Here is a 14,501-nt window from a genome sequence, read left to right as displayed (position 1 = left end):
ATGAACACCGTGGCGCCCCGCAGGGGGCCACGGCGCTGCAGCTCAACGCTCGTGAACGTAGGTGCCCGGGGATGCCTCGCCAGCGGCATAGGCACGGTTGCCCAGGCGGGTCGGCGCCTTTTTCAGCTCGCCGGCACGCTCGCCCAGCCAGCTTTGCCAGTGCAGCCACCAGGAGTCGGCATGCTTGGTGGCGTTTTCCTGCCAGGCCACCGGGTCACCCGGGCGATCGGCGCCGGTCATGAAGCGCGCCTTGGGGTTGCCTGGTGGGTTGAGGATGCTCTGGATGTGGCCGCTGTTGGACAGCACGAACTCGATCTTGCCGCCGAACAGGTGCGCCGAGCGGTAGCACGACTGCCATGGGGTGATGTGGTCGTTGGTGCCGGCAAGGCTGTAGATGTCGCATTTGACCTGTTTCAGGTCGATCGGAGTGCCGCAAACCTCCAGGGCGTCCGGGCGGGTCAGCGGGTTGCTCTTGAACATTTCGATCAGGTCGCCGTGGAAGGCGGCCGGCAGGCGCGTGGTGTCGTTGTTCCAGAACAGGATGTCGAACACCGGCGGCTCGTTGCCGAGCAGGTAGTTGTTGACCCAGTAGTTCCAGATCAGGTCGTTGGGGCGCATCCAGGCGAACACCTTGGCCATCTCGCTGCCTTCGAGCACGCCGGCCTGGTAGGAGTGGCGCTTGGCCGCCTCCAAAGTCTGCTCGTCGACGAACAGGGCGACCTGGTTGTCCATGGTGGTGTCCAGCACGCTGACCAGCAGGGTCAGGGCATTGACCTTGTTTTCGCCGAGGGCGGCATAGTGGCCGACCAATGCCGTGCAGGTGATGCCGCCGGAGCAGGCACCGAGCATGTTCAAGTCCTTGCTGCCGGTTATCGCCAGCACCGCGTCGACCGCCTCCTTGAGCGCATCGATATAGGTGGACAGGCCCCATTCGCGCTGGGCTTTGGTCGGGTTGCGCCAGCTGATGATGAAGGTCTGCTGCTGTGAGCGCAGGCAGTAGCGCGCCAGGCTCTTTTCCGGGCTCAGGTCGAATACGTAGAACTTGTTGATTTGCGGCGGCACCACCAGTAGCGGGCGGGCATGCACCTGCTCGGTGATGGGGCTGTACTGGATCAGCTCCAGCACATCGTTGCGGTACACCACGGCGCCTTCACTGGTGCCCAGGTTCTTGCCCACCTCGAAGGCGTCCATGTTCACCTGGCTGGGCATGCCACCGTTGTTGACCAGGTCCTTGGCCAGGTTGGACAGGCCATCGAGCAGGCTCTTGCCGCCGGTTTCGAAAAAGCGTTTGACCGCTGCCGGGTTGGACAGGGTGTTGGTCGGAGCCATGGCTTCGGTCATCAGGTTGATGACGAACTGGCCGCGGCTGATGTCCTGGGGCGACAGGTCGCTGTTGCCGATCCAGTCCTGCAGCTCCTTGCGCCAGGCCAGATAGGTTTGCAGGTAGCGGCGGTAAAGTGGGTTGTTGCTCCATGCCGGGTCATTGAAGCGGCGGTCGTCGCTTTCCGGGGCAAGGCTGGACTTGCCCAGCAGCACGTTCTTCAGCTCCAGGCCAAAGTGGGCCACATGTTTGGCGCTGTGCAGCGGTTGGCGCACGGCCTGGCGCAGCACGGTGCGTGCCGAGCTCAACAGGTCTTTGCGGCGGATACCGATGACCGGGTTCAGCCCCAGGGTGTTTTCCGAGGCCTGCCGCTGCAGCTCATCGTTGTTCTTGTTACTCATCTACGACGCTCCGTTGTCCTGAGACGAGTACCGGTTGCTGTGGCGGGTGCACAGTTCTGAGCCCGGTACTGCTACTCGGGTGACCAGTGATAAGGAACAGCGGTGCTGCGAGGGCTCTGACTACCTGCAATTTGATGCAGGGAACTTGCCACCCCCATTGGTTACCCGACTTTCATGTAATGCGCAAGACAGCCCGTCACTGGGCTGTCTGTAAGTCATTCAAACAGATGATTTTAGAAAATGCGCTCTAAATCCTGCAGGCCTTGCGCTAGAGCATGAGTTTGACCACCGACTCGGCAGGGTCGCGGGATTTCCCGGCCTTGTGCAGTTCGTCGAGGTACTCGGCCCACAGCTGTTCCTGGCGCAGGCACAGCTGCTCGAGGTATTCCCAGGTGAACAGGCCGCTGTCATGGCCGTCGTCGAAGGTCAGTTTCAGTGCGTATTGGCCGGCAGGTTCCAGGCCGCTGAGGCCGACGTTGATCTTGCCGAACTGCAGGATGGGGTTGCCGTGGCCCTGGACCTCGGCAGAAGGGGAGTGCACGCGCAGGAATTCGGCGGGCAGGTGGTAGACCTCGCCGGGGGCGTAGGTGAGGCTGAGGGTTTTCGAGGCTTTGTGCAGGTTGATGGCGGTGGGCAGGCGGGCCATGGGCGGAATCTCTCGGGAGCTGATGGTGCACAGCTTCAGGAGATTCGGGGGATTGTGCAAGGGGGCTGCTTTGCAGCCCATCGCGACACAAGGCCGCTCCTACAGGAGATCGCGTTCCCCTGTAGGAGCGGCCTTGTGTCGCGATGGGCCGCAAGGCGGCCCCCTGCGGTCTTACAGGATGTAACGCGACAGGTCTTCGTTCTGCGCCAGCTCACCCAGGTGGCTGTTCACATACGCCGCGTCGATCTGGATCGGCGCTTCGTCATGGGTGCTGGCCAGGTCGCCAGCGCTGAACGACACCTCTTCGAGCAAACGCTCGAGCAGGGTATGCAGGCGGCGGGCACCGATGTTCTCGGTCTTCTCGTTGACCTGGTAGGCAATCTCGGCCAGGCGCTTGATACCGTCGGCGAGGAACTCGATGTTCAGGCCTTCGGTCTTGAGCAGGGCCTGGTACTGTTCGGTCAGCGACGCGTGCGGCTCCTGCAGGATGCGCTCGAAGTCTTCCGGGGTCAGGGCCTTGAGTTCCACACGGATCGGCAGGCGGCCTTGCAGCTCGGGCACCAGGTCGCTCGGCTTGCTCAGGTGGAACGCACCCGAGGCAATGAACAGGATGTGGTCGGTCTTGACCATGCCCAGCTTGGTGTTGACGGTGCAGCCTTCGATCAGCGGCAGCAGGTCGCGCTGCACGCCTTCACGGGACACGTCGGCGCCGCCAACGTTGCCGCGCTTGGCAACCTTGTCGATTTCGTCGATGAACACGATGCCGTGCTGCTCGACAGCTTCCAAGGCCTTGGCCTTGAGCTCTTCCTCGTTGACCAGGCGGCTCGCTTCTTCATCGCGAACCATCTTCAGTGCTTCTTTCACCTTCAGCTTGCGCGCCTTGCGCTTGCCTTTGCCCATGTTGGCGAACAGGCTCTGCAGCTGGTTGGTCATTTCTTCCATGCCGGGCGGCGCGGCAATTTCGACGCCCACGGCATCGGCCACTTCGATCTCGATTTCCTTGTCGTCCAGCTGGCCTTCGCGCAGGCGCTTGCGGAACAGCTGGCGGGTGTTGGAATCGGTGCTGGTCTGCGCGGCTTCCTCGGCGAAGCTGCTGACCCGCGCCTGTGGCAGCAGGGCGTCGAGGATGCGGTCTTCGGCGGCGTCTTCGGCGCGGTGGCGCACGCGGATGATCTCTTGCTCACGCAGCATCTTCAGCGCGGCATCGGCCAGGTCGCGGATGATCGACTCGACGTCGCGGCCCACGTAGCCCACTTCGGTGAACTTGGTGGCTTCGACCTTGAGGAACGGCGCGTTGGCCAGCTTGGCCAGGCGGCGGGCGATTTCGGTCTTGCCGACGCCGGTAGGGCCGATCATCAGGATGTTCTTCGGGGTCACTTCGGCGCGCAGCTCGGCGGGGAGCTGCATGCGCCGCCAGCGGTTGCGCAGGGCGATGGCCACGGCGCGCTTGGCGTCGTCCTGGCCGATGATGTGGCGGTTGAGTTCGTGGACGATCTCGCGGGGGGTCATGGACATGATGAAAATGGTCCTCGGGCGGAATGAATCAGCGTGGAAAAACCCCATCACCGGGATGAGGCGCCAGAACAGCTGATCAGTCGGCCAGGTCCTGCTCCTCGATGGTCAGGTTGTGGTTGGTGAACACGCAGATGTCGCCGGCGATGTTCAGGGCGGTCTCGGCGATTTCACGGGCCGAGAGGTCGGTCTTGTTCAGCAGGGCGCGGGCTGCGGCCTGGGCGTAGGCGCCGCCGGAACCCATGGCGATCAGGCCGTCTTCGGGTTCGACCACGTCGCCGTTGCCGGTGATGATCAGGGAGGCGTCCTTGTTGGCCACGGCCAGCATGGCCTCCAGGCGGCTCAGGGAGCGGTCGGTACGCCATTCCTTGGCCAGCTCCACGGCAGCGCGGACCAGGTGGCCCTGATGTTTCTCGAGCTGGCCTTCAAAGCGCTCGAACAGGGTGAACGCATCGGCGGTGGCGCCGGCGAAGCCCGCGATGACCTGGCCGTGGTACAGGCGGCGCACCTTCTTGGCGTTGCCTTTCATCACGGTGTTGCCGAGGGATACCTGGCCGTCGCCGCCCATGACGACTTTGCCGTTACGGCGGACAGAAACGATGGTGGTCAAGGGGAGAGTCTCCACGCAGCGGGGCGAAAGTGCCTGATGCAGACTCATATGGGGGTGGGGGGAAGGATTTCAACCGTGGGGGATGAATGGTCGGCTCGGTCTCTTAACCGTACTCGGTCGATGCAGGAGCGGCCTTGTGTCGCGAAAGGGCTGCAAGGCAGCCCCAGGATCTCGGCATCATGCAAGATTAGCTGGGGCCGCTTTGCGGCCCGATCGCGACACAAGGCCGCTCCTACACAAAGCGAGTGTGCGCTTTGTCAGGCCTCGTGGCAGACATGCCCATCGACCAAGGTATAACGCACCGCACCTGGCAGGCAGTGGCCGATGAACGGGCAGTTCTCGCCGCGCGAGAACCACTGCTCGCCGGCCACGGTCGAGGCTTGCGGGTCGAACAGCACCAGGTCGGCCGCGCCACCCACTTTCAGCTCGCCGGCCGGCAGGCGCAGGGCCGCCGCCGGGCCGCTGCTCAGGCGGGCCAGCAAGGTTGGCAGGTCGAGCAGGCCGTCCTGCACCAGGGTCATGGCCAGCGGCAGCAGCAGTTCGACGCTGCTGATGCCCGGCTCGGTGGCGCCGAACGGGGCCAGCTTGGCGTCGCGCTCGTGCGGCTGGTGGTGGCTGGAAATCGCCTGGATCACCCCCGACTTCACCGCCTCGCGCAGGCCGTCGCGGTCAGCGGCGGTGCGCAGCGGCGGCTGCACGTGGTACAGGCTGGAGAACTCGCGCAGCGATTCGTCGGTGAGGATCAGCTGGTACAGCGCCACATCGGCGGTCACCGGCAGGCCCAGAGCCTGGGCTTGGGCGATCAGGCGCGCGCCGCGGGCGCTGGTGATCTGGGTGAAGTGCGCACGCACGCCGGTCTGTTCCACCAGCAGCAGGTTGCGCGCCAGGGCCACGGTCTCGGCGGTTTCCGGAATGCCCGGCAGGCCGAGGAAGCTGGCCATGGCACCTTCGTGGGCCAGGCCACCCTGGGCCAGGTCGCGGTCCTGGGAGTGGAACACCACGGTCAGGTCGAAGGTGGCGGCGTATTCCAGGGCGCGGGCCAGGGTACGGTTGTTGGGGATTTCCTTCAGGCCATTGCCGAAGGCCACGCAGCCGGTGTCGCGCAGGGCCACCAGCTCGGCCAGTTGCTCGCCTTCCAGGCCCTTGGTCAGGGCGCCGATCGGGTAGACCTTGCTGTTGGCGGCCTCGCGGGCGCGGTCGAGGATCAGTTCGGCCACGGCCGAGGTGTCCAGCACCGGCTTGGTCTGCGGCGGGCAGCACAGGCTGGTGACACCGCCAGCGACGGCGGCACGGGTTTCACTGGCGATGTTGCCTTTGCGGCTGTAGCCCGGCTCGCGCAGGGACACGCCGAGGTCGACCAGGCCGGGCGCGGCGACCAGGCCATCAGCCTGGATCGTGCGGCTGGCGCTGAAGCCGGCCGGGGCGGCACCGATGGCGGCAATGCGGCCGCCGTCCAGGTGCAGGTCGGTGACCTGGTCCAGGCCGCTGTTGGGGTCGATGACCCGGGCGCCGAGAATACTGATGGTCACTGGGCGTTCTCCTGGTCGAATTGACGTTGCGCGTTCTGCCCGCTCATGGCCATGGACAGCACGGCCATGCGCACGGCGATGCCGTAGGTGACCTGGTTGAGGATCACCGAGTGCTTGCCGTCGGCCACCGCCGACTCGATTTCCACGCCACGGTTGATCGGGCCCGGGTGCATGACGATGGCGTCGGGCTTGGCCCCGGCCAGGCGCGCGGTGGTCAGGCCGAACAGGCGGTAGAACTCGCCTTCGCTGGGCAGCAGGCCACCGGCCATGCGCTCACGCTGCAGGCGCAGCATGATCACCACGTCGACATCCTTCAGGCCTTCGGCGAGGTCGGTGTACACCTTCACACCGTACTGCTCGATACCGATCGGGATCAGGGTTTTTGGGCCGATCACGCGGATGTCCGGGCAGCCCAGCGCTTTCAGCGCCAGCATGTCGGAGCGGGCCACGCGCGAGTGCAGGATGTCGCCGACGATGGCCACCGACAGGTTCTCGAAGCTGCCCTTGTGGCGGCGGATGGTGAGCATGTCGAGCATGCCCTGGGTCGGGTGCGCATGGCGGCCGTCACCGCCGTTGATCACGGCAACTTCCGGGCACACGTGTTCGGCGATGAAGTGCGCGGCCCCGGAGTCGGAGTGACGCACCACGAACATGTCGGCGGCCATGGCTTCGAGGTTGCGCAGGGTGTCGAACAGGGTCTCGCCCTTGCTGGTCGAGGAGGTCGACACGTTCAGGCTGATCACGTCGGCCGACAGGCGCTGGGCCGCCAGTTCGAAGGTGGTACGGGTACGGGTGGAGTTCTCGAAGAACACGTTGCACACGGTCTTGCCGCGCAGCAACGGGACTTTCTTCACGGCCCGGGCACCGACTTCCAGGAAGGAGTCGGCGGTGTCGAGGATCTCGGTGAGCAGTTCGCGGGGCAAACCGTCGAGCGAGAGGAAGTGGCGCAGCTGGCCCTGATCATTGAGCTGCAGCGGGCGCTTGGCGTCGATTGGCGTCATCGCGGGGGACTCTTAAAGGGCGGAAGCGGAGGCGAGGTCCTGGCGCTCGAGAGCGAGCGGTGCGGGTCCGGTCAATTTTACCCGTTCATGGGCGGCCAGCGACAGGGTGGCGCCGAGTACATTCGGGCGGATTGGCAGTTCGCCGGCATCCAGGTCCAGCAGGCAGACCAGGGTGACGCTGGCCGGGCGGCCATAATCGAACAGTTCGTTGAGCGCGGCGCGCACCGTGCGGCCGCTCATCAGCACGTCATCCACCAGCACCAGGTGCTGGCCCTCGACCTCGAACGGCAGCTCGGAAGGGCGCACTTGCGGGTGCAGGCCGTTCTGGCTGAAGTCGTCGCGATAGAACGACACGTCCAGAGTGCCCATGGGGCTGGTGTCGCCCATGGCTTCCTGCAGGGCCTGGGCAACCCAGACGCCGCCGGTGCGGATGCCGATGTAGCGCGGTTCGGTAATTGCCCGGCGGGCCAGGTGGGCGCGAAGGTCGACGGCCATCTGCCGAATCAGTTCGGCTGGATCGGGTAGGCTCATTGCAGGCTCCTCGGAAGGGTGCGCCGGGCGGGCCCGGCGGCAAAGATGATCAGGTATTGGCCTCCAGCCAGCCTTGCAGCAACAGGGCGGCGGCGATGGCATCGACCGGGTTGTCGCGGTAGCTGCCGCGCTGGCCGCCACGGGCCATGCGCTCGCCCTTGGCCTCGAAGGTGGTCAGGCGTTCGTCGTGGGTGTGCACGGGCAGGTTGAAGCGGCCGTTCAGGCGGCGGGCGAACTTTTCTGCGCGGGCGCTCATTTCGCTGGGGGTGCCGTCCATGTTCAGCGGCAGGCCGACGACGATGGCGTCAGGCTTCCATTCGGCAATCAGCTTTTCCACCTGGGCCCAGTCCGGCACGCCGTTCTGTGCCTTCAGGGTGCAAAGCTCGCGGGCCTGGCCGGTGACCACCTGGCCGACGGCTACGCCGATCTGTTTGCTGCCGTAGTCGAAGCCCAGCAGCAGACGCAGTTCAGGGTGCAGTTCGGCCATCAGGCGTGGCCCGCCTGGCTGGTCAGCAGGTTCAGGTTGATCCCCAGGCTGGCAGCGGCGGCTTCCAGGCGCAGGTCGCTGGTCAGGCCGAAGATGATTTCCGGGTCGAACGGGCAGTTGAGCCAGGCGTTGTCGGCAAGCTCCGCTTCCAGTTGGCCCGCTTCCCAGCCGGCATAGCCCAGGGTGATCAGGCTCTGTTTCGGGCCTACCCCGGCGGCGATGGCAAGCAATATATCCTGCGAGGTGGTCAGCGACAGCCCTTCCAGCGCCACGGTGGCCTGGAAACTGCATTCGCTGCTGTGCAGCACGAAGCCACGGTCGGTCTGGACCGGGCCACCTTGGTAGATTGGCACCTGCAAGGTGCTGGCCGGTGGCATTTCGTCCGGGCGCAGCTGCTCGAGGATGTCGGCCAGGTTCAGCTCCTGCGGCCGGTTGACCACCAGGCCCATGGCGCCATGGGCGTTGTGCTCGACGATGTACGTGAGGGTCTGGGCGAAGTTCGGATCGGCCATGTGCGGCATGGCGATCAGGAACTGATGCTTGAGGTAGCTCGGCGTGAGGGTTTTCATGGGGGATAGTGTGGCGCCAGGTGGCGAGGCTGACAAGGTGCGTAACGAGGCTTGCGCGTTCCCTGTGGGAGCGGGTTTACCCGCGAATGCGCCAGATCAGGCAATGATGTCGTTTAGTCGGACGCTTTCGCGGGTAAACCCGCTCCCACAGGGACCGCGTAATGCCGCAGGTCAGTTACTGGACAAACGGTCCCCACGGGCAAAGCGCCAGGTGCGGATGATCTCCAGCCGGTCAAACTCGGCCAGGTCCCCGGTAAACGGCGCAAACGGCGCCGCCAACCGCACGATGCGCTGCGCCGCCTGGTCCAGCACCGGTTGCCCGGACGACTCCAGCACCAGCACCTCGTACAGCGAGCCATCGCGGTTGATCGACACCATCATGCGCAGGTTGCCGTAGATCTGTTGCCGGCGCGCTTCGTCGGGGTAGTTCAGGTTGCCCACCCGCTCGACCTTCTTGCGCCACTCTTCCTTGTACCAGGCACCTTTGTCGCGCATGGTCGAGGCGGCATTGAGCCGGTGGATGCGCGGGCGCTTGGCGTACATCTGCTGTTCGTTGGACAGCTCCGCCTCCAGGCTGGCGATCTGGCTGGACAACTGCGAGCTGTCGAAGTCCGGTGCCGGGGCTGCCGGCTTGGGCTGCGGCTTGCTTTCCCTGGGCTTGGGCTCGACCTTCTGTGGCTTGGGCGCCGTGGTCACTACCGCCGACTTCTGCGGGGCAGGGGGCGGTACCACCTCGGGCTTGGCGGCGGGTGGCGGGGTGATCTTGTTGATCTTGCTGTCCTGGAACGGGGCCAGTTCGGTGGTCTTGGGCACCGCTTTCTTGTCCAGGGTGCCGCTGCCCTGCTGGTTGTCCTGGGCCTGGAAATCGGCCTTCTCCGGCGGTTTCTCGCTCTTGAAGGTGGCCAGGGTGATGTCCATGGTGTGGCGGATTTCGGCAGGCTTGACCACGCTGAAGCCGACGCCGAGGATCAGCGCCAGGTGCACCAAGGCAGCCAGGAACAGGGTAAAGCCGAGCCGGTCCACCGGGCGAACACGGGGGGGCAGCAGGTCGGCGGGGATGTCAGCGGGCAGCGTCATCAGGTTTCCAGCAACCGCAGGGCGGGGTAGCAGGCCAGGCCAAAAGGACCCGCATCATACCCCACTCTGGGTTGTTGCCGTGCGTCGGCGGTCAGCGCGCCTTCAGCTGGCGATCAATGGCATCCATCAATTTTCCGCCGATATCGGTGTTGTAGGCGGCATCGATCTCGCGGATGCAGGTGGGGCTGGTGACGTTGATTTCGGTGAGGTAGTCGCCGATCACGTCCAGGCCCACGAACATCAGGCCCTTCTCGCGCAGGGTCGGGCCGACCTGGGCGGCGATCCAGCGGTCGCGGTCGGTCAGCGGGCGTGCTTCGCCACGGCCACCGGCGGCCAGGTTGCCACGGGTTTCGCCGCTGGCCGGGATACGCGCCAGGCAGTAGTCCACCGGCTCGCCGTCGATCATCAGGATGCGCTTGTCGCCGTCCTTGATCGCCGGCAGGTAGGCCTGGGCCATGATTTGCTGGGTGCCCAGCGCGGTCAGGGTTTCCAGGATCACCGACAGGTTGGGGTCGCCAGCGCGGTGACGGAAGATCGATGTGCCGCCCATGCCATCCAGCGGCTTGAGGATCACGTCGGCATGCTTGGCTGCGAACTCGCGAATGATGTCCGGGCGGCGGCTGACCAGGGTCGGCGTGGTGCACTGCGGGAACAGCGTGGCGAACATCTTCTCGTTGCAGTCGCGCAGGCTCTGCGGGCGGTTGACCACCAGTACGCCATCATTCTCGGCCTGCTCCAGCAGGTAGGTGCTGTAGACAAACTCCATGTCGAAAGGTGGGTCCTTGCGCATCAGGATCACATCCAGCTCGGCGAGGGGGCAGTCCTGTTCGTCGCCCAGTTCGAACCAACGTGCCGGGTTGGCAAACACCTTCAGCGGGCGCATGCGGGCGCGTGCCTTGCTTTCGCCTTGGTACAGGTCTTGCTGTTCCATGTAGAACAGGCTCCAGCCGCGTGCCTGGGCGGCCAGCAGCATGGCCAGCGAGCTGTCCTTCTTGTAGGAGATGGACGCGATGGGGTCCATGACAATGCCGAGGCGAACGCTCATGGGGTGGTTCCTCTTGGCGGCGCGTGGCCGCGATGGATCGAAAGAAAAGTGGCTCAGGGTGGCGCCGTGAACGCCGCCGGTCAAGGGGCGCCGCAGATGGAACGGCCACCCGGAGTGTGCTAAAAATGCCAGTCATAGCGCTATACAACAGGCCTTTGCGGCTGCTGCGCAGCCCTATCGCGACGCAAGGCCGCTCCTGCAGGAGATTGCGGTCCCTTGTAGGAGCGGCCTTGCGTCGCGACAGGGGCGCGAAGCGGCCCCAGGAATTCGGCATAAGCAGCGACGGTAGCCCAAGTGATGGAACAACCCCTGAAGGTGATGGTGATCGACGATTCGCGCACGATCCGCCGCACCGCGCAGATGTTGCTCGGTGAAGCGGGCTGCGAGGTGATCACCGCCAGCGATGGCTTCGATGCCCTGGCCAAGATCGTCGACCACCAGCCCAGCATCATCTTCGTCGATGTGTTGATGCCGCGCCTGGACGGCTACCAGACCTGCGCGGTGATCAAGCACAACAGTGCCTTCAAGGACACCCCGGTCATTCTGCTGTCGTCACGTGACGGCCTGTTCGACAAGGCCCGCGGCCGGGTGGTCGGCTCCGACCAGTTCCTGACCAAACCGTTCAGCAAGGAAGAACTGCTCGACGCGATCCGCGCCCACGTGCCCGGTTTTGCCGCAGCCCAACAACACGCACCCTGACCGCGCCCCGCCATGGCACGGTCTTTCTTTCCTGATGGGGAACCAGCATGGCCCGAGTTCTGATTGTCGACGACTCGCCGACAGAGATGTACCGATTGACCGAATGGCTGGAAAAGCACGGCTACCAGGTGCTCAAGGCCAACAACGGTGCCGATGGCGTGGCCCTGGCCCGGCAGGACAAGCCCGACGCGGTGCTGATGGACATCGTCATGCCCGGCATGAACGGCTTCCAGGCCACCCGCCAGCTCAGCAAGGACCCGGAAACCAGCGCCATCCCGGTGATCGTGGTCACCACCAAGGACCAGGAAACCGACCGTATCTGGGCCACGCGCCAGGGCGCTCGTGACTTCCTGACCAAACCGGTGGAAGAGGACGCGCTGATCGCCAAGCTCAAAGAAGTGCTGGGGGCTTGACCACCCGCCCGCAGGGCGCGTCGCTGACCGCCTTCGAGTTGTTGCTGGACATCGACCGGCGCTGCCGCCTGCTGGTCGCCGACCAGCCGCCGCAGGACAACCGACTGCAACAGTGGAGCGGCATCGGCTTTCGCATTGCCGGGCAATGGTTCGTCGCGCCCATGGGCGAGGTGGCCGAGGTGCTGCGCGAGCCGCGCAGCAGCCGCGTCCCCGGCGTGCAGCCGTGGGTGTGCGGGGTAGCCAACCTGCGCGGCCGGCTGTTGCCGGTGATGGACCTGAGCAGCTTCTTCGGCCTGGGCCACGCCGCCCCGGGCAAGCAGCGGCGGGTGCTGGTGCTGGACCACGAGGACCTGTTCGTCGGCCTGCTGGTGGACGAGGTGCTGGGCCTGCAGCACTTTGCCCTGGACAGCCTGCAACTGTCGCCACCACAGCCCCTGATCCGCGCCGCTGCGCGTTTCGTGCAGGGGCACTTCCCGCGTGAACGCAACTGGGCGATCTTCAGCCCCTTCGCCCTGGCCCAGGCGCCGGGCTTTCTCGATGTGGCGTTATAGGACCTGCGAACGTGAACAAGCCTGCCACCCCCGTCACCACCGTGACCCCACGTACCCGCAGCATCGCGCAGATCACCGTGCTGTTCCTGATCCTGATCCTGTCGATCATCCTGCTGTTCGCCAACTTTGCCTACCTGAACACCCAGTCCAACTACGACAAGCAGTACATCGGCCACGCCGGCGAACTGCGGGTGCTGTCGCAGCGCATCGCCAAGAACGCCACCGAAGCCGCCACCGGCAAGGCCCTGGCCTTCAAGCTGCTGTCGGACGCGCGCAACGATTTCGAACGGCGTTGGGGCTACCTGCGTGAAGGTGACAAGTCCACCGGCCTGCCACCCGCGCCGCCCATGGTGCGTGACGAGATGGAAGCGGTACGCCGCGACTGGGAAAACCTGCGCAAGAACACCGATACCATCCTGGCAAGCGAGCAGACCGTGCTGTCGCTGCACCAGGTGGCGGCGACCCTGGCCGAGACCGTGCCGCAGTTGCAGGTGGAATACGAGAAAGTGGTCGAGATCCTGCTGCAGAGCGGCGCCCCGGCCAGCCAGGTGGCCGTGGCCCAGCGCCAGTTGCTGCTGGCCGAACGCATCCTCGGCTCGGTCAACACTGTGCTGGCCGGTGACGACACCGCGGCCCAGGCGGCGGATGCCTTTGGCCGTGATGCCGGGCGCTTCGGCCAGGTGCTGGAGGGCATGCTCAGTGGCAGCGCGGCGATCCAGGTGACCCGTGTCGAGGACGCCGACGCCCGTGCGCGCCTGGCTGAAATTGCCGAGCTGTTCCAGTTCGTTGCCGGCTCGGTGGATGAAATCCTCGAAACCTCACCAGAACTGTTCCGCGTACGCGAGGCTGCCGGCAACATCTTCAGCCTGTCGCAAACCCTGCTCGACGAGGCCTCGCACCTGGCCAACGGTTTCGAGAACCTGGCCGGCGGGCGCACCCTCGACACTGTCGGCGGCTATGTCCTGGGCCTGCTGGCGCTGGCTTCGATCATCCTCATCGGCCTGGTCATGGTGCGCACCACCAACCGCCAGCTGCGCGAGACAGCGGAAAAGAACGAACGCAACCAGCAGGCGATCATGCGCCTGCTCGACGAAATCGAAGAGCTGGCTGACGGCGACCTGACCGTGACCGTATCGGTGACCGAAGACTTCACCGGCGCCATTGCCGATTCGATCAACTATTCCGTGGACCAATTGCGCGACCTGGTCGCCACCATCAACCACAGCGCCGTGCAGGTCGCTGCCGCCGTGCAGGACACACAGAACACCGCACGCCAGCTGGCCAAGGCCTCTGAACACCAGGCCGAGCAGATCAGCGAGGCATCCGAGGCGGTCGGCGACATGGTCGAGTCGATCGACCGGGTTTCGGCACATGCCTACGAGTCGGCCAAGGTTGCCGAGCGCTCGGTGGCGATCGCCAACAAGGGCAACGAGGTGGTGCACAACACCATCAACGGCATGGACAACATTCGCGAGCAGATCCAGGACACCGCCAAACGGATCAAGCGCCTCGGTGAGTCTTCCCAGGAAATTGGCGATATCGTCAGCCTGATCGACGACATTGCCGACCAGACCAACATCCTCGCCCTCAACGCGGCGATTCAGGCCTCGCTGGCCGGCGAGGCCGGCCGTGGGTTCGCCGTGGTCGCCGACGAAGTGCAGCGCCTGGCCGAGCGCTCGTCGTCGGCCACCCGGCAGATCGAAGCGCTGGTACGGACCATCCAGGCCGACACCAACGAGGCGGTCATCTCCATGGAGCAGACCACCGCCGAAGTGGTCCGCGGTGCCCGCCTGGCCCAGGATGCCGGGGTGGCGCTGGCCGAGATCGAAGGCGTATCGCAGAACCTCGCCGACCTTATCCACAGCATCTCCGATGCCGCCCAGCTGCAGACTTCGTCTGCCGGGCAGATCTCCCACACCATGGCAGTCATCCAGCAGATTACCGCGCAGACCTCCGCCGGCTCCGGTGCCACCGCCGACAGCATCCGCCACCTGGCACGCATGGCCAGCGAGATGCGCCGTTCGGTGTCCGGGTTCACCCTGCCGCCACCAGCAGAGCCCAAGTGAATAGCCCTACTGATGAGCTCTACTGAAAAGCCGCGCCGAGGAG

The 14,501-nt window shown here is 65.2% G+C and carries 15 protein-coding genes; 4 read left to right on the top strand and 11 right to left on the bottom strand.

The window, feature by feature from the left end; genetic code table 11:
* Window positions 1–42: 42 nt before the first annotated feature.
* From phaC to gshB, 11 genes are all read right to left on the bottom strand, one after another.
* Entirely contained in the window at window positions 43–1,722 is a 1,680-nt protein-coding gene (gene phaC / locus ABNP31_RS24155) for a class II poly(R)-hydroxyalkanoic acid synthase (protein WP_025340910.1), read from the bottom strand.
* A gap of 268 nt (window positions 1,723–1,990) precedes the next feature.
* Window positions 1,991–2,368, bottom strand: coding sequence for a gamma-butyrobetaine hydroxylase-like domain-containing protein (locus ABNP31_RS24150; RefSeq protein WP_003249306.1), 378 nt, complete (start codon window positions 2,366–2,368; stop codon window positions 1,991–1,993).
* Between the two features lie 171 nt (window positions 2,369–2,539).
* On the bottom strand, window positions 2,540–3,883 hold the full coding sequence (gene hslU, locus ABNP31_RS24145) for an ATP-dependent protease ATPase subunit HslU (protein WP_015272084.1): 1,344 nt from the start codon (window positions 3,881–3,883) through the stop codon (window positions 2,540–2,542).
* Between the two features lie 76 nt (window positions 3,884–3,959).
* The gene (gene hslV / locus ABNP31_RS24140) at window positions 3,960–4,490 is read right to left on the bottom strand and encodes an ATP-dependent protease subunit HslV (RefSeq protein WP_003249309.1); all 531 of its coding nucleotides are present in this window, start codon (window positions 4,488–4,490) and stop codon (window positions 3,960–3,962) included.
* Between the two features lie 257 nt (window positions 4,491–4,747).
* Window positions 4,748–6,019 (bottom strand): dihydroorotase, encoded by a 1,272-nt coding sequence (locus ABNP31_RS24135; protein ID WP_075046592.1) that lies wholly within the window; start codon window positions 6,017–6,019, stop codon window positions 4,748–4,750.
* The gene (locus tag ABNP31_RS24130) at window positions 6,016–7,020 is read right to left on the bottom strand and encodes an aspartate carbamoyltransferase catalytic subunit (protein WP_003257774.1); all 1,005 of its coding nucleotides are present in this window, start codon (window positions 7,018–7,020) and stop codon (window positions 6,016–6,018) included. The genes ABNP31_RS24135 and ABNP31_RS24130 overlap by 4 nt, the downstream gene beginning before the upstream one ends.
* A 12-nt stretch (window positions 7,021–7,032) precedes the next feature.
* A complete protein-coding gene (gene pyrR, locus ABNP31_RS24125; RefSeq protein ID WP_025340908.1) occupies window positions 7,033–7,551 on the bottom strand; it encodes a bifunctional pyr operon transcriptional regulator/uracil phosphoribosyltransferase PyrR in 519 nt (172 codons plus the stop codon).
* Between the two features lie 49 nt (window positions 7,552–7,600).
* Window positions 7,601–8,038, bottom strand: coding sequence for a Holliday junction resolvase RuvX (gene ruvX / locus ABNP31_RS24120; RefSeq protein WP_013974530.1), 438 nt, complete (start codon window positions 8,036–8,038; stop codon window positions 7,601–7,603).
* Window positions 8,038–8,607 carry a YqgE/AlgH family protein gene (locus tag ABNP31_RS24115; protein WP_015272081.1) on the bottom strand — a complete coding sequence of 190 codons (570 nt, stop codon included), beginning with the start codon at window positions 8,605–8,607 and terminating at the stop codon, window positions 8,038–8,040. Before ABNP31_RS24115 ends, ruvX begins: the two co-directional genes overlap by 1 nt.
* Window positions 8,608–8,778: 171 nt before the next feature.
* Complete coding sequence (locus ABNP31_RS24110; RefSeq protein WP_075046591.1) at window positions 8,779–9,684, bottom strand: energy transducer TonB; 906 nt, start codon at window positions 9,682–9,684, stop codon at window positions 8,779–8,781.
* A gap of 91 nt (window positions 9,685–9,775) precedes the next feature.
* Window positions 9,776–10,729 (bottom strand): glutathione synthase, encoded by a 954-nt coding sequence (gene gshB, locus ABNP31_RS24105; RefSeq protein ID WP_085663498.1) that lies wholly within the window; start codon window positions 10,727–10,729, stop codon window positions 9,776–9,778.
* A 297-nt stretch (window positions 10,730–11,026) separates the two neighbouring features.
* Between gshB and ABNP31_RS24100 the strand changes: the two genes are divergently transcribed.
* From ABNP31_RS24100 to ABNP31_RS24085, 4 genes are read left to right on the top strand one after another with little or no spacing between them, the layout of a single operon-like run.
* Entirely contained in the window at window positions 11,027–11,428 is a 402-nt protein-coding gene (locus tag ABNP31_RS24100) for a response regulator (protein WP_003257770.1), read from the top strand.
* A gap of 47 nt (window positions 11,429–11,475) precedes the next feature.
* Window positions 11,476–11,841, top strand: a complete 366-nt coding sequence (gene pilH, locus ABNP31_RS24095) for a twitching motility response regulator PilH (protein WP_025340906.1) — start codon at window positions 11,476–11,478, stop codon at window positions 11,839–11,841.
* Window positions 11,838–12,392, top strand: a complete 555-nt coding sequence (locus ABNP31_RS24090; protein ID WP_025340905.1) for a chemotaxis protein CheW — start codon at window positions 11,838–11,840, stop codon at window positions 12,390–12,392. The genes pilH and ABNP31_RS24090 overlap by 4 nt, the downstream gene beginning before the upstream one ends.
* An 11-nt stretch (window positions 12,393–12,403) precedes the next feature.
* Window positions 12,404–14,458: a methyl-accepting chemotaxis protein gene (locus ABNP31_RS24085; protein ID WP_025340904.1), complete on the top strand. Its 2,055-nt coding sequence runs from the start codon at window positions 12,404–12,406 to the stop codon at window positions 14,456–14,458.
* The last annotated feature ends 43 nt before the right edge of the window (window positions 14,459–14,501 follow it).

The organism is Pseudomonas asiatica (assembly GCF_040214835.1).
Classification (GTDB): Bacteria; Pseudomonadota; Gammaproteobacteria; order Pseudomonadales; family Pseudomonadaceae; genus Aquipseudomonas; species Aquipseudomonas putida_Z.
This window is presented reverse-complemented; position numbering and strand designations above follow the sequence as displayed.

Excerpts from the sequence above, each read along its gene's own strand:
- phaC (WP_025340910.1), bottom strand. The coding sequence starts at position 1,722 with ATGAGTAACAAGAACAACGATGAGCTGCAGCGGCAGGCCTCGGAAAAC.
- pilH (WP_025340906.1), top strand. The coding sequence starts at position 11,476 with ATGGCCCGAGTTCTGATTGTCGACGACTCGCCGACAGAGATGTACCGA.
- ruvX (WP_013974530.1), bottom strand. The coding sequence starts at position 8,038 with ATGGCCGAACTGCACCCTGAACTGCGTCTGCTGCTGGGCTTCGACTAC.
- ABNP31_RS24110 (WP_075046591.1), bottom strand. The coding sequence starts at position 9,684 with ATGACGCTGCCCGCTGACATCCCCGCCGACCTGCTGCCCCCCCGTGTT.
- gshB (WP_085663498.1), bottom strand. The coding sequence starts at position 10,729 with ATGAGCGTTCGCCTCGGCATTGTCATGGACCCCATCGCGTCCATCTCC.
- ABNP31_RS24130 (WP_003257774.1), bottom strand. The coding sequence starts at position 7,020 with ATGACGCCAATCGACGCCAAGCGCCCGCTGCAGCTCAATGATCAGGGC.
- ABNP31_RS24100 (WP_003257770.1), top strand. The coding sequence starts at position 11,027 with ATGGAACAACCCCTGAAGGTGATGGTGATCGACGATTCGCGCACGATC.
- ABNP31_RS24115 (WP_015272081.1), bottom strand. The coding sequence starts at position 8,607 with ATGAAAACCCTCACGCCGAGCTACCTCAAGCATCAGTTCCTGATCGCC.
- ABNP31_RS24150 (WP_003249306.1), bottom strand. The coding sequence starts at position 2,368 with ATGGCCCGCCTGCCCACCGCCATCAACCTGCACAAAGCCTCGAAAACC.
- pyrR (WP_025340908.1), bottom strand. The coding sequence starts at position 7,551 with ATGAGCCTACCCGATCCAGCCGAACTGATTCGGCAGATGGCCGTCGAC.
- hslU (WP_015272084.1), bottom strand. The coding sequence starts at position 3,883 with ATGTCCATGACCCCCCGCGAGATCGTCCACGAACTCAACCGCCACATC.